Annotated in this window: 18 protein-coding genes and 3 pseudogenes; 7 read left to right on the forward strand and 14 right to left on the reverse strand. The window is 56.8% G+C overall.

Going from position 1 to position 22,465, the window contains the following annotated elements; all coding sequences use genetic code 11:
• Positions 1–112, forward strand: a pseudogene (locus HKD24_RS13050) (IS481 family transposase); the annotation flags it as partial.
• A 76-nt stretch (positions 113–188) separates the two neighbouring features.
• A complete protein-coding gene (locus tag HKD24_RS13055; RefSeq protein ID WP_194260673.1) occupies positions 189–2,720 on the forward strand; it encodes an SIR2 family protein in 2,532 nt (843 codons plus the stop codon).
• A 341-nt stretch (positions 2,721–3,061) separates the two neighbouring features.
• Here the strand turns inward: HKD24_RS13055 and HKD24_RS13060 are convergent, their stop codons facing one another.
• Complete coding sequence (locus tag HKD24_RS13060; RefSeq protein WP_194260674.1) at positions 3,062–3,430, reverse strand: hypothetical protein; 369 nt, start codon at positions 3,428–3,430, stop codon at positions 3,062–3,064.
• 456 nt (positions 3,431–3,886) lie between these two features.
• On the opposite strand from HKD24_RS13060, the gene HKD24_RS13065 reads away from it, so the two are divergent.
• On the forward strand, positions 3,887–5,500 hold the full coding sequence (locus tag HKD24_RS13065; protein WP_194260675.1) for an ISL3 family transposase: 1,614 nt from the start codon (positions 3,887–3,889) through the stop codon (positions 5,498–5,500).
• A 196-nt stretch (positions 5,501–5,696) separates the two neighbouring features.
• On the opposite strand, the gene HKD24_RS13070 is transcribed toward HKD24_RS13065, so the two are convergent.
• The 6 genes from HKD24_RS13070 to HKD24_RS13095 form a co-directional block, all read right to left on the reverse strand.
• Complete coding sequence (locus HKD24_RS13070) at positions 5,697–6,260, reverse strand: c-type cytochrome (RefSeq protein WP_194260676.1); 564 nt, start codon at positions 6,258–6,260, stop codon at positions 5,697–5,699.
• Positions 6,261–6,326: 66 nt separating this feature from the next.
• Positions 6,327–6,719, reverse strand: a complete 393-nt coding sequence (locus HKD24_RS13075) for a hypothetical protein (protein WP_018307592.1) — start codon at positions 6,717–6,719, stop codon at positions 6,327–6,329.
• A gap of 80 nt (positions 6,720–6,799) precedes the next feature.
• The gene (locus HKD24_RS13080; RefSeq protein ID WP_194260677.1) at positions 6,800–7,606 is read right to left on the reverse strand and encodes a copper resistance protein B; all 807 of its coding nucleotides are present in this window, start codon (positions 7,604–7,606) and stop codon (positions 6,800–6,802) included.
• The gene (locus HKD24_RS13085; RefSeq protein WP_194260678.1) at positions 7,603–9,435 is read right to left on the reverse strand and encodes a copper resistance system multicopper oxidase; all 1,833 of its coding nucleotides are present in this window, start codon (positions 9,433–9,435) and stop codon (positions 7,603–7,605) included. Before HKD24_RS13085 ends, HKD24_RS13080 begins: the two co-directional genes overlap by 4 nt.
• A gap of 76 nt (positions 9,436–9,511) precedes the next feature.
• Complete coding sequence (locus HKD24_RS13090; protein WP_322783320.1) at positions 9,512–9,919, reverse strand: hypothetical protein; 408 nt, start codon at positions 9,917–9,919, stop codon at positions 9,512–9,514.
• Between the two features lie 2 nt (positions 9,920–9,921).
• Positions 9,922–10,194 carry a metal-sensitive transcriptional regulator gene (locus HKD24_RS13095; protein WP_007284529.1) on the reverse strand — a complete coding sequence of 91 codons (273 nt, stop codon included), beginning with the start codon at positions 10,192–10,194 and terminating at the stop codon, positions 9,922–9,924.
• Between the two features lie 43 nt (positions 10,195–10,237).
• Here HKD24_RS13095 and HKD24_RS13100 point away from each other — a divergent pair, with 43 nt between their 5' ends.
• Positions 10,238–12,664 carry a heavy metal translocating P-type ATPase gene (locus HKD24_RS13100; RefSeq protein WP_018307596.1) on the forward strand — a complete coding sequence of 809 codons (2,427 nt, stop codon included), beginning with the start codon at positions 10,238–10,240 and terminating at the stop codon, positions 12,662–12,664.
• Positions 12,665–12,756: 92 nt separating this feature from the next.
• Here HKD24_RS13100 and HKD24_RS13105 read toward each other — a convergent pair.
• Together HKD24_RS13105 and HKD24_RS13110 are read right to left on the reverse strand one after the other, a co-directional pair.
• A pseudogene (locus HKD24_RS13105) lies at positions 12,757–13,236 on the reverse strand (type II restriction endonuclease); the annotation flags it as partial.
• A 134-nt stretch (positions 13,237–13,370) separates the two neighbouring features.
• The gene (locus HKD24_RS13110; RefSeq protein WP_194260679.1) at positions 13,371–14,450 is read right to left on the reverse strand and encodes an IS5 family transposase; all 1,080 of its coding nucleotides are present in this window, start codon (positions 14,448–14,450) and stop codon (positions 13,371–13,373) included.
• A 64-nt stretch (positions 14,451–14,514) separates the two neighbouring features.
• Between HKD24_RS13110 and HKD24_RS15600 the strand changes: the two are divergent.
• Positions 14,515–14,736: pseudogene (locus HKD24_RS15600) on the forward strand (hypothetical protein); the annotation flags it as partial.
• Positions 14,737–14,797: 61 nt separating this feature from the next.
• On the opposite strand, the gene HKD24_RS13120 reads toward HKD24_RS15600, so the two are convergent.
• The 4 genes from HKD24_RS13120 to HKD24_RS13135 all read right to left on the reverse strand — a co-directional run bounded on the left by HKD24_RS13120 (position 14,798) and on the right by HKD24_RS13135 (position 16,973).
• Entirely contained in the window at positions 14,798–15,460 is a 663-nt protein-coding gene (locus tag HKD24_RS13120) for a hypothetical protein (protein ID WP_194260681.1), read from the reverse strand.
• Positions 15,457–16,107 carry a hypothetical protein gene (locus HKD24_RS13125; RefSeq protein WP_194260682.1) on the reverse strand — a complete coding sequence of 217 codons (651 nt, stop codon included), beginning with the start codon at positions 16,105–16,107 and terminating at the stop codon, positions 15,457–15,459. The genes HKD24_RS13120 and HKD24_RS13125 overlap by 4 nt, the downstream gene beginning before the upstream one ends.
• Before the next feature lie 72 nt (positions 16,108–16,179).
• On the reverse strand, positions 16,180–16,770 hold the full coding sequence (locus HKD24_RS13130; protein ID WP_194260683.1) for a hypothetical protein: 591 nt from the start codon (positions 16,768–16,770) through the stop codon (positions 16,180–16,182).
• Positions 16,767–16,973 (reverse strand): hypothetical protein, encoded by a 207-nt coding sequence (locus HKD24_RS13135; RefSeq protein WP_062454630.1) that lies wholly within the window; start codon positions 16,971–16,973, stop codon positions 16,767–16,769. Before HKD24_RS13135 ends, HKD24_RS13130 begins: the two co-directional genes overlap by 4 nt.
• Before the next feature lie 1,327 nt (positions 16,974–18,300).
• On the opposite strand from HKD24_RS13135, the gene HKD24_RS15325 reads away from it, so the two are divergent.
• Positions 18,301–18,471: a hypothetical protein gene (locus HKD24_RS15325; RefSeq protein WP_228124406.1), complete on the forward strand. Its 171-nt coding sequence runs from the start codon at positions 18,301–18,303 to the stop codon at positions 18,469–18,471.
• An 8-nt stretch (positions 18,472–18,479) separates the two neighbouring features.
• Here the strand turns inward: HKD24_RS15325 and HKD24_RS13140 are convergent, their stop codons facing one another.
• Positions 18,480–18,662, reverse strand: coding sequence for a hypothetical protein (locus tag HKD24_RS13140; RefSeq protein WP_194260684.1), 183 nt, complete (start codon positions 18,660–18,662; stop codon positions 18,480–18,482).
• Positions 18,663–19,050: 388 nt separating this feature from the next.
• On the opposite strand from HKD24_RS13140, the gene hsdR reads away from it, so the two are divergent.
• Complete coding sequence (gene hsdR, locus HKD24_RS13145; RefSeq protein WP_194260685.1) at positions 19,051–22,449, forward strand: type I restriction-modification system endonuclease; 3,399 nt, start codon at positions 19,051–19,053, stop codon at positions 22,447–22,449.
• Positions 22,450–22,465: the final 16 nt, after the last annotated feature.

The raw sequence follows: 22,465 nt of genomic DNA on the forward strand, positions 1-22,465 counted from the left end.
CAAGACCCTCAGTGGCCTTACCCCTTACGAATACGTCTGCAAAATCTGGACTTCAGAGCCAGAAAGATTCATCATCAATCCAACCCATCAAATCCCGGGACTAAACACCTAATCTATGTTTTTTGCCGTTAAATGGACTGAGCATGATGGACGCCGTTTGACGATTATAGTCAGCTTCCGAACTTGACTTGCCATCTCGTAACCAGATGAGAGATAATCGAATTTATTTGATTATCTCAGTTTTAAAGGCCCTAACCCAGATGGAATTACCACCAGCGACTACGATTGAAACCGGCACATCTATCCTGTTTCTAGGGGCTGGCTTTTCCGCCGAAGCCACCAATACGAGGGACGAAGATATCAAGGATGTTTCGGCGTTAATTATCCATTTACTCAACCAAATAGATGTTACCTCATCAGATGGGTATGATCTGGACACAGCGGCGGAAGAATTTCAAAAAGCATACGGCGATGAGGCGACCGTTTCTGCTCTACATTCCAACTTTCGGACGAAGGCATACACGGACGATCAAGCAACCATAGTTACCCAGCCTTGGAGAAGGATTTACACGACTAACTACGACGACGTTATCGAGACAATTTGCTCTGACAATCGTAAGCCGATTACAACGCATGGCGTACAGGACCCCGTAAGCGAGCCAATGCCTGGAACGACGCAACTTTTGCACATCTATGGCAACATAGGCAGAGCATCTGCCTCAGAGTTCTCTAAAACATTTCTCTTAACGGAGCGGCAGAGAGACAACTCACCTTTTTTAAAATCGCAGTGGATGCGTGCCTTTCACAACGACGTGCTCGCCGCTTCGAGTCTTATCTTTGTCGGCTTCTCGCTCACTGATATCGATATCCGCAGGCTTCTTAACCTCATGCCTCCTGAAGTCCTGCAAAAGATTCATTTCGTGACTCGCCCGAGCACCAGACAACCGATCCTCACGCGCTTGGGCAAGTTCGGGACACCGCATCCCATCGGACTTTCGGCTTTAGCCGCCCATTTGGGAACGAAGCGCGCGGGAGCCCCTTTGATATCCTACCCGACTCTTCCCATTTCGATGCAGGAAATATTTTTTACCCCGAAGTTGGAAGCCTCAATTTCGGCGCTAGACATTGAACGCCTCTTCATCTCCGGATCAACGGATCTGAGCAAACTGTCCCAAGCCGACATATCGGCCAATGCGGGAGCCTATACAATATCTCGCAGCCGGAACGCTTATACTCGCGCAGGAAACAATGCGTCCGGTACGATGCCGATTTTGGTCAATGGCGACATCGGTAATGGCAAAACGATTTTTGCAGATCAAGTCGGATATCTTTACGCTCAGAAGAACTACCGCGTTTTCAAGTTCAAGCGCGAGTCAGATAATATTGGTGAGGTCTTAGCCTACCTACAAACACTAGACGATCCTACGTTACTGATCTTCGATGATGTCATGCGTTTTCCACAATTGCCGACGGCAATCCTGGAGATGAGAAAGAGTAATCTCGTCATCCTGGCTACAGTCCGAACAAGTTTTCTCGACATATCGCCACTCACGGTTAAGTCCCGTCTCGGGAACATGACATTTATCCAAATCGACCTTGACAGTCCGGCACGCGACGAAACTCAACGAATTGTCGCTTATCTCACACTTAACGGCCTTTTGGGAAAGTATTCAGACCTATCGGATTCGGAAAAGTTGAATTTTATCGAGCGTACCTGCGGCGGACAGATCCGCGATATTGTTCTTAGTCTCTACGAGACAGGTGTCTTACACTCCAAAGTGGAGGAGCTTCTGGTTAATATACAGAAACTCGACAAGGACGCGCAAAGCATCATCATCTTCAGTGCGGTCCTAACCATTGCAGGATTTCAGGAGTTTTCGGAGATCTGGCTTCTCACAAACTTGCTCGATTATTCAGGCGCTTTTGAAGACCTCAGGGAGGCGTTAAACAATAACGGGCTTGGTAAGCTCGTCCAGATCGACAAAGGTAATCTCAGCATTCGGTCGCCGGCACTCGCTGAATTTATTCTAAAACATGTCTTCAATCTTGAGGCTGTTCTTAACGTAGTAAAGCGTGCCCTGTACTCAATCAATAGTCATTTTTCCAGCGAAGATGATCTCGTGAAAATGGCGAGGGTTCTTCTAAAATTTTCGGTTTACGGAAGACTCATCAAGAGCAATCGTGAGAATGCGATTATCGAAAATTTTTATGACGATTGCCGCTCGCTGACATTTGCCGCCAACGATCCGCTGTTTTGGATACAGCGGTCAATATGTCTGATGCACAACAACCAGTTTGACATTGCGTTTCGATTTATCGATACCGCCTATAGCTTGGCGCGCCGACGCATCAACTGGGACACTTACCAGATCGATAATCACAAGGCCCGGGTGCTACTAACACAGTCTCGGGAGACCGGTGTCAGCCCGGATGGAAACCGAGAACGAGAGGCTATCTCATTGCTACAATCGGTATTGGCTAGAAGAAACGACGATCTCTACCATCCGCTTTCCGTAATGAGGCTATATGTGGAAATTGTTGATAAGTACTTGAATGATATTTCACAAGAGCAATCGCTTTCTCTAAAGCAATCTATCGATACTGCCATTCGGAGCATCAAAAGCTTCAAGCACGCTGGCCGATTTAAAAACTTGCCCGAATTGCGAAATCGGCTCTCAAGCGCGGCTAAAGCGCTGCAACGACGTGACGGAAAACTTTAAAATTTTCTGGAGATTGAACTGATATGGAAACGATCGAGAGAAATGTTTTCATCTCGAGTATTCATTTCAGCTTTCAGGAAACCCATATCGTCTCGATTATGACCGAGATGAGGGCGACTGCCGCCTGTCTGGTTCCATATTACTGGGCAGACAGGCAGTTCAGGGGCCTGATAGTCGCCATTCATAATGGCGGCCAACCGCATCGAGCGCATGTTGAGTCGGCTCAAGCAGATATACCGAATTGCCACTATCTACGACGACACTGCCCAGTTACTCATTAGTTTGACCAATATCGCCGTTGCCAAGCTCTGGATAATGTCTTTTGTCGCCGCGCTCTAACCTTAAAATAATATACCAAATATTTCACTTATTCTGTTTAGGGTCAACTGGAAATCACACGTTCCATAGTCAATATGCCCCTTAAATCTATCATAAATACCCTGGGTTATTTGTCCAAAAAATATACAGCTTCTGATTCTGTGGTAGTCGTCTTCGTTGAATATATTATGGTAATTTGGAATATCTCTTCTTATTGTTGAGTGTATCTTATTTGATGTCAATAGTATCTCTTCTACTGAAATATAGCCTATAGCCTCCATCTCAACGGCACTGTCTGCCTCAAGTACGGTTGCTATCATAAAGCTTCTCAATGAGGCCATTTCATCAAATGAAAACGAAACATCCGAAAAAAGATTAGTAAATTCTTCCATTATATTACTTAAGCGCCTCAAAACATTTCCGACCAGCTATCGGCCTGAAGGTTGGAACTTACGAACATACCCAAACGGTGGATGCGATGACACCCTACGGCAAGACATGTAGTGTGAAGCGGAGGATAAACTGGAAATAAGTGGCGAGAGCTATGTCCGCTTTCGGAATGCGGGTGATAGCGTCCTATGGTCGGCATGGAGGGCGTAAGCGGACCTGCTGCTTACGCCTTCGTCTCGGTCGTTCGGATGCCCAGATCACATTCCCGACTCCGGACATTGGCCCTACCCAATCCTGCTTTAGGCGGCAGGCGCCCGATAAACACGTCAGTAAGGTGCTCATGGTGTTGATTTTCGTTGAGAACTGGGTTCTTCCGCACTTTTCGTGATGGGTATCTTGTACTGAGGTTCCGGAACTGGGAAATCCAGAAAGTCGTTCACTTTCATGGATATTCCCCAGTGTCACGCCTTCGGTCTCTTGATCTTCCCCGTTCCCTCGTCGTTCGTCGTGTTGTTGCACTGGATAACAGAGTGGAGATCGAAGTCGGTCTGCGAAAACGGAGTGCAGTGTGTCCGGACTGTCAGTGCCCGACACAACGCATTCACAGTTTCTATCAGAGAAAACTCGCGGATCTTCCATGGCAGGGCCGTCCAGCCACGCTGATCGTTTCTGTGCCGCGCTTTTTCTGCCAGACGATGCTTTGTCCACGTCGGACGTTTGTCATGCCCATCGAGGGGATAACCGTGCGTCATGGCAGACAGACCACACGTCTTGCCGATCTTCATTATTATATCGCCCACACCCTGGGCGGTTCCGCTGGAGCACGAATGACCGTGCGCCTGTGTTGTCCCATCAGCGTGGATACTCTTGTCCGCCGTCTTCTCTCACGTGTGCAGAACACCACAAAAGGCACGGCCCTTACACGTGTGGTGGGGGTGGATGACTGGGCATGGCGGCGGGGACATCACTATGGAACGATTGTGGTCGATCTTGAGAAAAATGATGTCATTGACCTCCTGCCAGATCGGGACGCTGATACCCTTGCCCGATGGCTGCAGGTCCACCCCGGTATTGAAATCATTGCCAGAGACCGTGCCGGTACTTATGCAGACGGATGCCGCAGAGGCGCACCATCCGCTCTTCAGGTGACAGACCGCTGGCATCTGCTGAAGAACCTGTCAGACGCTTTTGTCAGCATTCTGGACCGTTTTACGACGACTGTCAGGACCCTGACACGACAGATGAACGTATCAACGGTCGTAAGCAAAATATCTGAAACAATCAGAGCGCATCCAGAAGAGGCGCAGGCGGTCGTCAGGTCAGCCTCTGGGGAACGGCGTGACATTCTTTTCAAGGAAGCTCTTGCCCTGAAAGCAGCGGGACACAGCATTCAGGCTATCGCCACAACGATCGGGGTAGAGAGAAAAACCGTGCGGCGCTGGTTTCAGCGGGGCCATGCACCACCATGGAAAAGAACGGTTCCGTCACGCAGCATACTCGTGCCTTACACAGCCCACCTGGAAAAGAGATGGTCCGAAGGATGTCGCAATAGTCGTCAGCTATGGCGGGAACTCCTGGAGCAGGGCTTTGCAGGACAATATGGCACCGTCTGGAAATGGGTGGCGACGCGACAGGGATGTTCCGCGAAACCCGTTCCTTCCGCGCATGTCGTTGCACCTCGGGGACGCAGACTTGCGCGGCTTCTTCTCGCAGAGGATCCGTTATCTGCCGGACAGGAGGGACTGCTGGTTCCTGCCCTTCTGGAAGCTGAACCGCACCTTGCCGTCACACTCTGCTGGCTCAGGAAAATGCAGACCCTGCTCTGTAAAAGGGGTGACACCTGCACGGGAGGCGATCTGAAGGCTCTGCTGGAAGAAGGAAAGACGACGCTGCTGTCACGTCTGATTCCCGCGCTTGAACGGGATGCGGCTGCCATTGAAGCGTCTCTTGTCACACCTTGGACAACCAGCCCGGTTGAAGGACAGATCAGCCGACTGAAAATGATCAAGCGAACCATGTTCGGAAGAGCAGGCTTCGAACTCCTCAGGGCGCGTGTCCTTCAGCCCGCATAATCAAAAAACATCATCACGAAAAGTGCGGAAGAACCCAGTTCTCGGTGAAAATCAACACCTCATGGTTTCTCCAACACGTCATCATCCTCGGCAAAGCGCATACCGACCCATTTTCCGGACGTCGTCAGGAATAAGAAATTACTATACGGGGGTATGGCATATTTTCCTTGATCTCGATCAATTATCGCAGCGGCATCTACGGTCGGGGCATCGGCATATCCATGTCGTGATGCGTATGATGTCCGCCAGCTGCTCCTGCCTGGGCGACCAGCGCCTGGTAGTCAGAACTGTTCATTCCCGGAAGGCTCCCGAGAAACGCAACGATGTTCCAGAGATCATCATCACCATGATCCGCCCAGGACGGCATGCCCGACATCTTGATGCCATGCTTGAGGATCCAGAACAGTTCGCCCGGTGTATAGCGTTGCGCCACATCCTTCAGAACCGGTGGCTTCGGATACATCCCCTCCGCCATATCCTCGGCCTCGACGCCCGGCGCCGAATGACATGAGGCGCAATGCATCGAAAAATGCGATGCACCACCGACGAGCCGTGCCTGCGTCTCAAGATCGACAGGTGCGGTAATGCCCTCGGCGTGATGCCGGATTGAATGGAGGCGTGCCGTTTCCAGAACACGATAGGTCAGCCGCCAATGCGGCGAGGTGGCGCCCACATCATACAGACCACCGAAAGCGACGGTCGCTCCTACGCCGATCCCAAACAGCAGGATACCGGCGAACCCCCAGATCAGTCTTGTCATACGTGCCTCCCTTGGCCTTTCCAGGCGCGACGCTGATGGCGCCGCCCCGCTCCGGTCAGGACCCGATCAGCGCTGATGAACCGCGTCAGGCATGCCCTGCGGCCCCATTGGCATCTTCATGCCGCTTTCCTTGTCACCGCAGCCCATTTTCATCTTGTGATCTGACGGCGCCATGGCGTGGCCGTTCGACATATTCATGCCCTTCATCTTCATACAGTCTCCCATCTTTCCCTTCATTTTCATGCCCTTCTCCATGCCCTCCATGCCGGAACCGGACATGCCGTCCATTTTCATCTTGTCGTGGTCCATCCCCGACATGCCGGACATGCCCTGCATCCCGGACATATCCTGACCCTGCGGCTGGGCCGGTGCCGGAGCGGGGGTCTGGGCATGCGCAACCGAGACCGTGGCCAGAAGTGCGGCCAGAGCGGCCGAGAACCTGAAATTGATAGTCAGCATTTGTAAGTTCTTTATCTTTTGTTATCTGAAACGGGGCCGCACGGAGCGCCCCGCAACGACTTCACATCGGGCAGGAGCGGTCAGAACCACGTCCTGATCCCGAAGGTGAAATTCAGGTCATGGACACGCTCATTCCTTGAACGCGCCATGTCGGCGGCCTGACCGAACGTGCCGGAGTAACTCACGCCGATATAAGGCGCGAATTTCCGATGCCATTCGTAGCGAAGCCGCAATCCCGTATCGATATCGGACAGCCCGGTTCCGACGCCGCGCGCACGATCGGACGCGGAATAGAAGTTCATCTCGACCTGGGGTTGGAGAATCAGGCGATTAGTCAGCAGGATATCGTATGAGCCCTGCAGACGCCCCGCCGCACCCCGGTCGCTGAAATAGGCCGTGGCCTCCACATTGAAGAAATATAGAGCCAGTCCCTCGACCCCGATCGCGCCCCAGGCCCGTGTGGGGCCGTTGTCAATATCGAGACGCACGCCGGTCTGGACATCGAAATACCGGGAGATAGCACGATCATAAAGGGCCTCATGGTCTCCATCACCGAACTTGCCGTTTGTGCCGACCGTGCCTTCGGATTTCAGCCAGAGCTTGTCGTAGTCGGTGCCGAACCAAGCCTGCCCATCGTAACGGAACTGCCCGCCATCGGCACCAAAGCGCGCCTCGAACTGGTCGAGCAGCGCATGCATGTAGATGTTATGGTCCATGACCGGCTGGATGCCGTTGATATAGACCACGGGCGCGGGAGCCGAGGCGGTCTGCGCTTCCTGGGTTCCTTCGCTCTGGCGTGCCGGGACTGACTGGGCGCGTCCCGTGCCAGGTACCGCGGTAGCCAGTCCAGCGGCAAGGACCGCGCCCCCTATCAGACCCCGGATCACGACACCACCACCGTGCGGAACATGCCCACCTCCATGTGGTAGAGCAGGTGGCAGTGATACGCCCACAGCCCGGGTTCGTCCGCCGTGACCAGGTAACTCAGCCGCTCACCCGGCTTGACGGTAATCGTGTGCTTGTAGGGTCGGCACTCGCCCTGCCCATTTTCCAGTTCACTCCACAACCCATGCAGGTGGATCGGATGCTCCATCATCGTGTCGTTGATCAGGACGAAGCGCACCCGCTCGCCCAGGGTGAGACGAATGGGCTCCGCTTCCGAGAACTTCTTGCCGTCAAACCCCCAGATGAAGCGTTCCATGTTGCCGGTCAGATGCAGGGTGATCTCGCGCGATGGCGGGCGCGGGTCCGCGCCCGGGATCGTCGCCCGCAGATCGGCATATGTCAGAACGCGGCGACCATTGTTCTCCAGCCCGTCGCCCGGTTCCGCCAGCCGGTTGATCGGCATCATGGCGACACTCTGCACCGCGACGCCGGGCTTCAGCTCTGTTTTATGCCGCGACGCAGCCGCCATGCCCGGCATATCCATCGCAGCGGCTCCGGGTCTGTTGGCCTCCTTCATGTCCATGTGATCCATGTCCATGCCGCCGCTGGCAGGGGCTTCACCGGGCTTCCCCGGCGAACTCCCCATCTCCATGCCCGCCATGCCGCCCTTCATGTCCATATTCCCCATGCCCATGTCGGTCATGGTGCGCAGCGGGCGCGGGTCCATGGGCGGGACCGGACCGGCAAGGCCCGGACGGGTGGCGAGCGTGCCGCGTGCGTATCCGGTACGATCCTCAGCCTGGGCAAAGACCGTGTACGGTCCATCGGCGGTGGGCTCGACAATCACATCGTAGGTTTCCGCAGTTCCGATGCGGAATTCATCGACAGGGATGGGCTCCACGTCATTACCGTCGGCCTGAACGACGGTCATCGTCAGGCCGGGAATGCGCACGTCGAACAGCGTCATCGCCGATGCATTGATGAAGCGCAGGCGTATGCGCTCGCCCGGTCGGAACAGGCCCGTCCAGTTTGCAGCAGGCGACTGGCCGTTGATCAGGTAGGTGTAGATGATGCCCGACACATCCAGAATGTCGGTCGGCGCCATGTTCATGGCACCCCATTGCAGGCGATCTCGGATCGTCGCACCCAGCCCCTGCCGATGTGCGTCACGGAAGAACGTGTCCACCGTACGCTGGCGGAAATTGTAGTAATCGCTCTGGAATTTGAGGTTGGAGACGATGTCCTCAGGATCGACGTCGGTCCAGTCGGACAGGACCATCACATAATCGCGGTCGAAATGCTGCGCGTAACCGTCTCTCGGGTCGATGATCAGAGCCCCATACAGGCCCGTCTGCTCCTGGAAGCCGGTATGGCTGTGATACCAGTAAGTGCCGCTCTGATGCAGCGGGAAGCGATAGGTGAACGTGTCACCCGGCGCGATCCCGCCAAAGCTCAGACCGGGCACGCCGTCCATGTCGGCCGGCACCCGGATTCCGTGCCAGTGGATCGAACTGGGCTCATCCAGCCGGTTGGTGACATTCAGTTCGACTGTGTCGCCCTGACGCCACCGCAGGATCGGCGCGGGCGTGGAGCCGTTCACACCCACCGCGTGCATGCGCGCACCGGTGATATTGACCGGCACAGAACCGACCGTAAGGTCGAAACGGGTGCCAGGCAGCGGGTCGGGCCGACCCGACGCCGGTGTATAGACCGGAGCGTAGGCGCCCGCGCTGCGCTGCGGGACGGCCAGCGCCGCCCCCCACAGGCCCGTCCCGATGACGAAACGGCGGCGCGTGATCGCGCCCCGTCCCGTAAGTGATCGTATTGACATGAATAATAGTCCGCAAAAGAGAGAAGGCGGAACCTGTCATAGGTCCATGACCAGCCCTGAAACTGTCAGAACAGAATCAGGCCATCTGTCTGGGCGGCGGCAGGGCGGGCGCGAACGCACGGCCGACCATGCGATCCGAGCGAGACAGGCCGAAAGGCGCGGTAACACCTGAGTAATCAAACGCCCTGGTCACGGAGGGCGGCATCAGCCAATTGGCGACGCAGGCACCCTGGGCGCAGCAATCGCCGCAATGATGACATGGATGATGGTCGTGGCACGGTTCATGATTGCAATGTGCGGTCGTCGTATCCGCACGGGATGGCATCTGCATCCCTGGCATGTCGGCCATCGGCTGGGTAACCACAGCAACTGTAGAGGGCAACGTGGCGGCATGACCCGGCATGACGGATGCCAGCATCAGCCCCACCTGCAGAAGCAGGCAGGCCAGCAACCGTCCCAACCGTATCGCGCCGATCTCTTGCACGTCTACCCCGTCATCTTGCTGACCGTTTCGATCAGTTCCCCGATTTTTTCCTGACGCTCCACCGGATCGCCGGATTCGATCGCCTCTACAACGCAGCCCGCGATATGTTCGCGCAGAACAAGCCCCTCGAGCCGATGCAACGCCGCCTTGGCGGCCCGAAGCTGAAGCAGAACATCCACGCAATAGCGGTCTTCGTCCACCATTTTCTGGATGCCACGCACCTGACCTTCGACCCGTTTCAGGCCCTGCGAAATCTTTACCCGTGACTGCCTCATTGCGCTATACCCTACAGGGGCATACCTTGAAGTGCAAGCGATTATGGCATACTTCGACGCCGCGGCTGGCGGCCACAAGCAAGGGGGCTTCATGACGAACGACAATACAGCAGCTTGCGCGTCCCATCTCCATGGAGAGGGTCCCACCCCGGCAGCGACCGGAGTTGACGCGCACCTGGTCAAGGATCCTGTGTGTGGCATGACGGTCGATCCCGCGACGGCGACGCATCATGCCGACCATGATGGCCGGACCTGGTATTTTTGCAGCGCGCACTGCCAGACAAAGTTCGAGGCCGCCCCCTGTCATTACCTGCACAAGGCGGACACGACGCCCATCAAGCCTCAGCCCAGGCGGGCCGGGATGATCTGGACCTGCCCGATGCACCCCCAGATCCGACAGGATCACCCCGGCTCCTGCCCCATCTGCGGCATGGCGCTGGAACCGGAGGAGCCATCCGACGCCGACATGCCCAACCCGGAACTCGTGGATTTCAGCCGGCGCCTATGGGGAGCGAGCATATTGGCGGTCCCGCTCGTCGTCATCGCCATGGCGGCGGATATGGGAGGGCTGGCATTTTTCGATGGCGGCCTGACGAACTGGATTCAGTTGGCGCTTACGGCACCAATCGTGCTGTGGGCCGGCTGGCCGTTCCTCGAACGCGGCTGGATGTCTCTCCGCACCCGGCATCTGAACATGTTTACGTTGATCATGCTGGGCGTCGGCGCGGGCTTTCTCTACAGCATCGCCGCGACAGTAGCCCCTGGCCTGTTCCCTGCTGCCTTCCGCATGCATGACGGGTCGGTCCCAGTCTATTACGAAGCCGCAGGTGTTATCGTGGTCCTGGTGTTGGCCGGGCAGGTCCTGGAACTGCGCGCCCGCGCCCGTACCAGTCGCGCCATTCGCGCCCTGCTGGATCTCGCACCGAAAATCGCACACCGGGTCGGCGCGCAGGATCGCGAGGACGACGTACCGCTGGCCCAGATCGTGCCCGGCAATCGGCTCCGCATCCGGCCGGGGGAAAGCATCCCGGTGGACGGCACCGTCATGGACGGGCGCTCCAGCGTGGACGAAGCCATGCTGACAGGAGAGCCAGCACCTGTCGCCAAGGGCCCGGGTGACAAGGTGACGGGCGGAACCATCAACGGCACCGGCAGCCTGCTGATGACGGCCGAGGCCGTTGGCTCGGACACGATGCTGGCCCGAATCGTCAGCATGGTGGCGGCTGCGCAGCGTACACGGGCACCGATCCAGGCGGTGGCGGACCGGGTCTCCGGCTGGTTCGTGCCGCTGGTCGTGCTTGTGTCCCTGCTGACCTTCGTCGTCTGGCTTCTGGTCGGTCCGCAACCGCGCTTCGGACACGCACTGCTGAACGCCATTGCGGTCCTGGTGATCGCCTGCCCGTGCGCGCTGGGCCTGGCCACTCCGATGTCGATCATGGTCGGCATGGGACGCGGGGCGCGAGCCGGCGTGCTGGTTCGCAACGCCGAAGCACTGCAGGCGCTGGATACGGTCGATACGCTGGTGATCGACAAGACCGGCACCGTAACGGAAGGCAAGCCCCGGCTGATCGCGACCGAAACATCAGGTGCATGGGATTCCAGCATCGTCCTGCGGTTGGCGGCATCACTGGAAACGCAGTCCGAGCATCCGCTGGCCCAGGCGCTGGTCGCCGCGATGACGGCGCAGGGCCTTCAAGCCGCATCGGTCGGGGATTTCGCCTCTCAGACCGGCCTGGGCGTGACCGGCACCGTGGACGGGCATGCCGTCGTCGTCGGAAACCAGGCCCAGATGCGGCAGCAGGGCATCGATGCGTCAGCATTGATCCCTGTCGCGGACAGCCACCGGGCGGAGGGCGCGGGCGTCATGTTCGTCGGCATCGACGGACAGGCCGCTGGGTTGCTGGTCGTGGCCGATCCGTTGAAGACCGACGCGAAGGAGACCATCGCGGCACTGCACGCAGTCGGCATGCGGATCGTGATGCTGACGGGCGACAACGCCCGGACTGCGGAAGTCGTCGCCCGTCAGGCGGGGATCGACGAGGTGCATGCCGACCTCAAGCCTGAGGACAAGGCCGCAATCATTCGTGACATGCAACACAAGGGAGCCCGTGTCGCCATGGCGGGCGACGGCGTCAACGACGCGCCGGCCCTGGCCACCGCCGATATCGGAATCGCCATGGGCACAGGCACCGATGTCGCGATCGAAAGTGCTGGGATGACACTGGCACAAGGCAGCCTCGCCGGACTGGTACGCGCCCGCCGCCTGGCACAGGCAACGATGCGCAACATCCGGCAGAATCTGGCATTCTCCTTCCTGTTCAATGGGATCGGCATTCCACTTGCCGCAGGAGTCCTGTATCCCGTCTTTGGCCTTACGCTGTCGCCCATGTTCGCGGGAGGCGCGATGGCCCTGTCATCCCTGGCCGTCGTGACAAACGCACTGCGGCTCAATGCCCTGAGACTTCGATAAAAGCAGATTGCCTATTTCGTTCGGAAGGCATGCCTATCCGCGACAGGAACCCACACGAAGCGATGACCCGTTCATTACAAGAGCATAGATTTTCACGCAGGGATCAGCAGATGGGATATAGCTTGAATGGGTTTCATACCCTGCCCAAAGCGCTCAATGGCCTTACGATCCTTCTCAAGCGCCCCGTAAGGCAGATACTGGACTTTCAGATCGGCAATCCTGCTGAAAGCCGGTCGCCGCAGTTGTTCCCGCACATCGGCTTCCCGCTTATCCGGCGCAACAAGGAACAGTCCCTCCAGGGCCTGCGCCTCTGACCCGAGAGCAAGATCCAGCATCCGCACGATGCCGGAATAGATGGTCGTTGAATGCTCAACCTCGAAGGCTGCCACAATCCTGTGGCTTTCCCGACCGAGCCACAGAACATCGATCAGGCGCACGGATTCCGCTCCCTGCGTTTCCGTCGTGAACCCCGGCAACATCGACAGACAGCCATCTCCCAATTTACCGTCCTGCCATGGACGGCCACGATCATTGGCAGCAATCCAGACATCATACCCTAGGGAAAGTCCCAGATGGAGGGATCGAAGAACCGTTAATTGATACGCTTGGCTGATGATTTCAGGCTTTTGGCGATTTGATTGACTACTTTTGGGTTCGTTTTCGGTCTGCGTTTTGAGCAGATCGGGGACTGCTCCCCGCTGGATTGCTATGCATTCGCGCTGATCCGCTCCAGGAAGAGGAAGCGGCGCATATTGTAGACGATATTGGCCAGGCCGATCCGCATGGTGGCCCGGGTGATACCGACAGTTCGGACGAACAGACCCATTTGCGATTTCTGATCGGCAAAGACGTGCTCAACACGGGATCGGATCACGGACTTTCCGGCATTCGATTTCTGGATATGCCGAGGCATAGGTTTGAGATGCGGCTTCTTCCTGTGAACCTTTGAGACAAAACCCTGCTTTTCCATGAAGTCTTCATTGGCTTTGGAGCGATAGGCGGTATCCGCCCAGACGCCTGAGGCCGTATTGGTTTTATCCAGCAGCCCTTCTCTCAATCGCGCGCCATCATTGGCGGCGGCATCCGTCGTCTTCCATTTCCGGATGAACCGAAACTTCCGGTCGATGGAAATGTGGGATTTGTATCCAAAGAACGGGATGGCGAGATCACTCGACGGCATGGTTCCATCATCCTGCCGCTTCGCTTTCGTGAACTTCAGCGTCCAGCGCGCATGGCGATCCTTGTGGGACAATTTGGATGGCTTGTCCTGCCAGTCTTCAGGAATACGTCCTGCCCGGAGATCCGCTTTCTCAGCGTTGGTATTGCGCTGCTTCGGAGCCGCTACGAGCGTGGCATCCAGGATCTGGCCTGACATCGGCAGATAACCGGCGTTTCGCAGAGTTGCATCAAACCGGTCAAACAGTCTTTCAATGGCTCTCGCCTGTGTCAGGCGTTCACGGAACAGCCAGACTGTTTTGGCATCAGGCACCCGATCTGAAAGTCCCAGACCAAGAAAGCGCATAAAGGAGAGGCGGTCGTTGATCAGATATTCCGTCCGTTCATCAGACAGGTTGTTCAACGTCTGGATCACCAGGATCTTGAACATCAACACCGGATCGAACGGCGGTCGTCCGCCTTTGCTTCCATCTGAATAGGCCAGAGACTTCTCCAGATCAGGACGGAACACCTCAAAATCCACAGTCCGGGAAAACGCTTCGAGCTGATCGCCAAGCCCGCTTAACCGGGCCAACCGCTCTTCAACATCAAAGAAACCAGCCTGCTTCATAGCGCCATTCCCTCAGTCAGAACCAGACAAATGGAATCACAGAGACAGACTCAAAACCAGAGGGTTTTTCGATCCCTCCACGTTCACCGACAGCGGTCATGAGCAGTGGCGCTATGCGTTCACTAACGCCTCGTCTGACGCTGCCAATTTTATTCCGCTCTATGGCGATCTGCATCAGGGCACTCATGGCACGGAAAAGACGCTGACCGTGATCTTCAACGGCGATGTCGTCTGGCATCACACCATGAATGCCTCCGCTGTCAAAACCGGCAGCGGGCTGTTCTGAGGTTACAGGAGAAAGCCCCTCTGCTGTTGAAGGCAGAGGGGGGCGTTCAAGGAAAAGGCTGTCAGGTTTCCTTTTCCTGGTCCGCTGTAAAAACGCGGTCAGCCGTCATATTGCACCAGCCGGACATTCCGCTCAGCGGTTCCTCCTCTGGTGGCGGAGGAACAGCCAGGCTAGACATCGCAACCAGTCGGTTCACTGGAAGTCTGGCCAGCAGGACATCCAGCAGGGTTTCGGCAGAGGCGAACCGGGCTTGAGGCCCGGACCTAGTCATCAACGGAATGTTTTCCGGCACCAGCTCGATGGCGGATAGCTGCAGCCCGAAGTCAGCCACCCACGGGCAGAGTTGCCGAAGGCCTCTGTAGAGACACAGATTAAACGGGGGCCGGTCATGAGGCCCACCCAGTATGCGCCTCAGAAAGCTCATGTGATAGCCTGCCAGAACCAGAGGCACCGGGCGTCCGACAGGCATCAGACTACGAAAGAGCCTGTCACTGATTGTCAGATGAGGACGGCCGTTCTCATCAAGACTTTCTTCGAGATGTCCCTGTCGGCAGGTGACGTCCGTGAGCCACGTCATCTCTGCGCCCTCCTCGAAGAAGCCTTCGCGAAAACACAGGGTGATGGAGGCGCCGTGATACGGCACCTCCCATGCTGCTGGTGTGAGATCCACGAGACAGATCCGGCCCGCGGGCCAGCGCGGCAGCCGGATCGGACCCTGGGTCATGACCTGACTCCCGCGCGCAACTGCGCCACAAGAGCGAGGAAACGCTTCTGTAACTGCGCTGGCTCAAGAAGATCGTTGAGATACCAGATCTGGGGCGTAAGGCGCTGCTGCCGGTAGACTTCCAGACGCCTGTCGAACTGCGCCAGCAGATGCGCTTCCCAATCGTTTCGCACGACCCGGTCCGTACCGCAGCACCCCGCAACTTCGACATACCGAACCCGATCCTGCAACCGGATCCCGAGGTCGGAGAAGAAGAGTGCCGGTGCCGCGATCTGGATGCGGGGCTCGACGTCCAGTGTAATGTCGGAGGGGGTGATCGGACGCAGGGCTTCCCAGACGATCCGCTCGGGTGTGGAGTTGAGCTGCGTCCCATCTTCGGCAATTTTCCCCCTTGTCGGCAGATCATGCCACTGCGCCATGGCCGCTTTGATGACTGCCGCCCAGGCCCAGGTTCCGCAGTCGCCAAGCCGGGTCAGGTGTTGCCCGGCCGGTGTCGGAATATAACGAAACAAGGAGCTGGGCGGCTGAGTGCGCAGACGCAGGCTCAGCTCGCGGTAAAGACGGAGGTCGTCTGGTGTCGGCTCGAAGAAAGAGCGCACGTGACGGGGCACGGTCGCCGCAGCGACCGGAGTTTTTGTGAGAAGCATGAAGCATCCAGATTTTTGTAGGGAGAAAATGAGAGGACAGGCCGGAGCTGTCCGGCCTGTTCGTGTCAGGCGTTACAGGCGATACTTGAGGCCGAACTCGGGGACCTGGCCGGTGCAGATCGCTTCAATCAGCCGGGCTGCGGCATGAATACGGACGAGATCGGAAGCCGGATGAACGCCCGAGCGGTCTTCCGCGATAAACCGGGCCAGAAGTCTTTCCGGATCATCTCCAATCCCTGCCAACTCTGGCGCAAGCCGGTGCATCAGATCGCCCAGGGTCATGACCTGCGGCGTTTTCGTTGAGCAGGGGCCGAGCCAGGCCATCTCCTGTCTACCCATGAGCAGAACGAGATCCGGAAGCAGGACAGGAGAAAGAAAAGCGCCATCTTCAGTGTCCTCCGCTGCACCGACTGGTGACGGCATGGGCTGCTGCAGGATCTGCTCCCGCAGAGCCTGTCTGTTGGCCGGATCCTGATCGGCCTCCTGACAGGGAAACCACAGGCCCAGGCGTTCAGCCACAGCGGACGGTTCGGACCGGGACAGAACAAGATCGTACAGACAGACCGCTCTCCCGGTCGGCCGGACCGAAACGTCCGGACGATCGCGGGAGGAGACAAGACCCATCAGGCGGACAGCCAGATCCGTGCACAGGAAGGACGTCATGTCCGGTCTCCTGCGTTCTGCGTCAGTGCCCGGTTCAAACAACGGACCGTCTGCGCCAGAACGATCAGCGTGCCCTCAAGCCGGGTGTCGCTGGTGAAGGCTCCGGGCTGTGCGATCACATCGCGTAGTGTGGGAAGAACGACGCCGGCAAGCACGGCATGGGCATCAAAAAGCGTGTCGAGTTCGGTGACTAATCTGGTCATTGCGAAAGGCTCCAAACAGAGGGAAGCCCCAGAGAGAGAGAGAGAGAGAACGAGGGAGAAAACCCTCGCTCTGGTCGCACTGCGACCATTCCAGCTCACGCTCTGCGTGAGCCCTCTGGGGTGAGGACCAGCCCGGTCCTCCCTCGCGAAGCCAAAAAAAACGACAGAACCTGTCTGATCATTTCCCGTCCTAAGAGAGGGACAGAGGCCGAGTTCTGCACCGCCGCCCTCAGGGCGGCGCGACACCAGAAGGTGGCGCGTGCATCAAGAGTGACGCGCCCGAAGGGCGCCGACGCCCCCGGCAGGGCACGTAGGAAAACATAAGCGTAAGTGTTTGTTTTCCGGGGTTTTTCGGAGCTTTGCTCCAAAAACCCAGTATCGTGCCTTCAAGCTATCTTTTCAGTCTAAAGGTGAATCTTTTGAACGTGTCTTTTTATTCTGTATCTGTTTCGCGTTCACTCCAGACCTCCCTAAGACTGAAAATTATGCGGTTTTCAGGGGTTTTTTAGGCCCGTATGAGGGATCTGAGGGCCTTCTGGAATCCTGTATCGGTTGGCCCGGGGCGTAGCCCTGAGGGCTTAAAATATGGCTGTTTTCTGCGGCTCTTTTTTCGGGTTTTTTGGTTTTACTGATTTTTCTCGAAAAGCTCGCGTAAATGGCGATTATGTGTCGATTTCTGGCTGTTTTTGAAAGAAGTCCTGTTTTGAGGCTTTTTATGACCAGCTTCGGATTTCAGCAGCGTTGTTGAATGTCGGCACTGGTTTCTGAGATTTTACATGAAGATTCGGAAAACGACCGTTGATTCTCGACGTGTGTGTGTTTTGCCCTGCACATTCATGCACACGTCATGTTTCTGCTGTTTTGTTGAATGTCGGTACTGGTTTTTGAGATTTTACATGAAGATTCGGGAAACGGCCGTTGTTTCTCGACGTGTGTGTGTTTTCGGCCCTGCATTCACAGATACGTCAGGTTTTCGCTGTTTTATTGAATGTCGGTACTGGTTTTTGAGATTTTACGTGAAGATTCGGAAAATGACCGTTGTTTCTCGACGTGTGTGTTTTTTTGGCCCTGCATTCACGGATACATCAGGTTTCCGCAGTTTTGCTGAATGTCGGTACTGGTTTTTGAGATTTCGGATGAAGATTCGGGAAATGCTATGCTTGGCTTAGCGTATTCGGATTTGCGGGTTTTTCTGAACGCTGTCTGGATTTCGACAGTGATGCTGAAGGCGTATGGTGGTTTCTGTCGTATTTGCGATGCTTCGCGATCTGGCTGAAGTGGTAAGCGTTCGACGTGTTTTTTCGTGTTTGTGTATGTATTCAAAAACATGGCTGTTTTTGAACGCTATGGTTCAGCCGGGGTCGGGACGATTTCGGCTGTGATTGGAGTGGCGGCCTTGGGGAAGGGACGCCGCTCCAAAAAAAATCCCGTGCCAGATGGCGCGGGATTTTTCTTTTTTGAGGATGGCCGAAGAGAGTATCTGAAGGATCTGATCTGAGGGTGTGATTACCAGAGCGGCATCATGGGACGTGATGGCGTGGTTGCGACATACCCGTTGTTGACCACGTGGGGTGTGACGCGGTGGAGATTACCGGCGGCATCGACGGTGGTGTAGGTTGTGGGCTGTCCGGGATATTGGCCGTACTGATTGACGAGACCGTATCCGCCTCCCATTCCGTAGCCATTCATCCCTTTTTCCGGCCACGCCGGTTCGCAGGCGCCGTCAAGCGCGCTCCACGCGCGCAATTTTTCGTTGATCAGACCAACAGGATAACTTCTGCCCGGAGGTGATGTCGTCCATCCGGACACTTTGTTCCGGCTTCTAACTCCGGATCTTGAATCGGACATAAATTTTCTTGAAAACCCCTTTACGCTAATTCTCCGAAATTATTTTGTGCAAATCTTTCCCAGATCAAAAAGATACAAACCAAAATCCCTCATAACTTCGCAAGCAAATCTGTGACTGCATCGTTTGATGTAAGTCACTGTAAGTACAATGTTGGTTTGACTATCCCGCCGTTATGACAGATGTTATTTTGAAATTATAATTAGGGTAAAGGTCTGACAGGTGAAGGAGATGGCGGAGCAGACAGGTAATTTCGCCTTTCTGGCAAAAGACGCGCCAGAACTGACCAGACTGGGCCGACTCGCCGAACATTTCTTTCTTCTCGACCCGCCGACATCTCTGATCAAGACGCGGCAGTTCGCGGAACTGACGGCCAAGGATATCGCCGCTAGGCATGGTGAACTGCCCGACACGCGCGCTACCTTTGACGACGTCCTTCGAGCTCTTCAGAGACGCGGATTACTGCAACGTCAGATTGCCGACCTGTTTTTTCATATCAAGCGCGTCGGCAATACAGCCGTCCATGAAAACGTAGGCACACGCTCTGAAGCGCTTGAAGCGCTTAAAATGGCCCGCCTGATCGGCATCTGGTTCCATCAGGTTTACAATCAGGCCCCCAATTTCCGCGCAGGACCTTTCGTCCCGCCAAAGCCTCCGGCAGACGCGACACCGGCTCTGCGTGAGGAAATCGAAGCCTTGCGCAAAGTCGTTTCTGATAGTGCCGACACCGAAGCCAAGGCCCGTATGGCCGCGCAGGAAGCCATCGCAGCACAGATAACCCTCCAAGAACGCGCGGCCAGGGAAGCCGAAGACCGTGCATTCTGGGAGAACTATGCTGCCGAGGCGGACCGGGAACGTCAGACAGCCGAACGCACTCTGGCGCAGGTACAGGCTCAGGCCGTCGCCTCGCCTGTGACAGAGCTTTCGGATCTGGCACGGATGGCCGATCAGAAAGCGCAGGAACTAGAGATCGATGAGGCGACCACGCGCGTACTCATCGACGCGCAGCTTCGTGCCGCAGGCTGGGAAGCGGATAGCAGGACACTCCGCCACGCCAGAGGCACGCGCCCCGAAGCCGGGCGGGCGATCGCCATTGCGGAATGGCCGACCGAAAGCGGTCGCGTCGATTATGCGCTCTTTATTGATGGTCAGGCCGTCGGCGTCATTGAGGCCAAGCGCGCCATCAGGAACGTGGCCGAACGCCTCGGCCAGTCCAGACGCTATGGTCGGGACATTATCCTGACGCCCGAACAGAAACTGACCTTCACCTCATCGGAAGACGCCACAGCGTTTCGCGTTCCGTTTGTATTTGCGACCAATGGCCGCCCCTATTTCAAACGGCTGGAAACCCTCTCCGGTATCTGGTTCTGGGACGCCCGAACCGGGGAGCCACAACGCGCCCTGATGGACTGGTTTTCGCCGTATGATCTGACCGCAAGACTGGAGCAGAAGTTCGATCTCGCAGTCCTGGAAGATCCCGACCGCCAGCTCGGCGTCACGGGCCTGCGTGATTATCAGGTTGATGCGATCCATGCCGTCGAGGCGGCCATCGCCAATGGGCAACGGCGCCTTCTCATCGCCATGGCGACCGGAACCGGGAAAACCCGCCTAGCCATCGCGCTGATGTACGAGCTTCTTCGCGCCCAGCGGTTCCGGCGCATCCTGTTTCTGGTCGACCGGAAAGCCCTCGGTATCCAGACGCTGGATTCCATGAGCAATACCGAAACCGCCAGCCTGCTCAAATTCGATAAGATCTTTCCGATTGCCGGAATGGACAAGGCGATCCCCGACCTTGAGGATCGGGTTCAGGTTTCCACCGTACAGGCCATGATCCGTCGCCTTTTCGACAACCCGGACGGCCAGCATCCGACACCGGGCAGCTACGATCTCATCATCGTCGATGAGGCGCATCGTGGCTATGTGCTGGATGCCGAATTGCGGGATGACGATCTTGGTTTCCGCAATCTGGACGATTACCTCTCTGCCTATCGGCGTGTCCTCGATTATTTCGACGCCACCCAGATCGCCCTGACGGCAACTCCTGCTCTGCACACAAGGGAGATTTTCGGCGCACCGGTCTTTCACTACAGCTATCGTCAAGCCGTCATCGCGGGGCATCTCATTGACCATCGCCCGCCACGCCGCATCACGACAGCTCTCAGCCAGACGGGCATTCACTTTGACGCGGGCGAGGAAGTCGCCGTCGTGGACTCCCGCACCAATCAGGTCGACCTCTTCGATCTTGAAGACGAAGTCGATTTCGAAGTCGCCGAGTTCAACAAGAAGGTCCACACGGAAGCCTTCAACCGTGCGGTGGCCACCGCCGTCGCGCTGGAATGCCCGCCGGACAAGCCCGGCAAGACCCTGATCTTCGCGGCCCGCGATACGCACGCCGATATTCTGGTCAAGGCGCTGCGTCAGGCGTTAATCGAAGAATACGGTCCCCAGCCACATGACATGGTCGAGAAGATCACCGGCGAGGTGGATCGCCCGAACGAACGGATCAAGGTCTTCCGTAGTGATCCTCGTCCGAAATATGTCGTGACCGTCGATCTGCTGACCACGGGGATCGACATCCCCTCCATCGTCAATCTCGTCTTCGTGCGGCGCGTCAACAGCCGTATCCTGTATGACCAGATGATCGGACGCGCGACACGCCGGTGCGATGAGATCGGCAAGGAATATTTCCGCATTTTCGATGCGGTCGATATTTACGCCAATCTGCAAACCGTCACCGACATGAAACCGGTGGTGGTCAATCCCTCGCTCAGCTTCGCGACCCTTCTTAGTGATCTGAACCGCGCCACCACGGATGAAGACCGCACCTGGGTCCGCGATCAGATCATCGTAAAACTGCGCCAGCGCGTCCGTCACATTGACCCCGAATACGCCGCACCGCTTGAAGCCGTGCTTGGCCCGCTGGCCGCCCTGCCAGACCAGCTCCGTGACGCACCACCATCGGCGACGGCGGACCTTTTCGCCCGGCATCCTTCCCTCGCGACCATCCTCGGCCACGCGGGAAACCGCCCACGCCCGAACGGTATCTATATCTCGGAGCATGAGGACGAGCTTGTCTCCATCACCGATACCTTCGGGAAACAGGCCAGCCCCGCCGATTACATCGAAAGTTTCGAGGCCTATATCCGCGCCAACATGAACGCGCTTCCCGCCCTGATCGCGGCAACACAGAAGCCCCGCGATCTGACACGGCAGGACCTCAAGGACCTCGCCACCGCACTGGATGAACACGGTTTCTCCGAAGCCAGTCTCCGCCGTGCTTACGGCACCGCACGCAACGCCGACATCGCCGCCCACATTCTCGGCTTCGTCCGTCAGGCTGCTCTCGGCGATCCACTGGTGCCTTACGCAACCCGCGTGGAAAACGGCGTGCAGAAGATCCTTGCGTCCCGAAACTGGACACCCAGACAGACACAATGGCTGAACCGTATCGGCCGCGCCCTGAAAGACCAGCCCGTGGGCGACCCAGCCTTACTGTCCGACCCGCTATTTGCACAACAAGGTGGCTTTGACGTAATCAACCAGACCTTTGATTCTGGCCTGAGTGATATATTGAAGGATCTCAATGCTGCCATCTGGTCCGACGGATCAGAAGGAGGCCGAGCCGCGTAACAGGAAGTGTCTGACG

The organism is Gluconobacter vitians, from assembly GCF_015244565.1.
Lineage (GTDB): Bacteria > Pseudomonadota > Alphaproteobacteria > Acetobacterales > Acetobacteraceae > Gluconobacter > Gluconobacter vitians.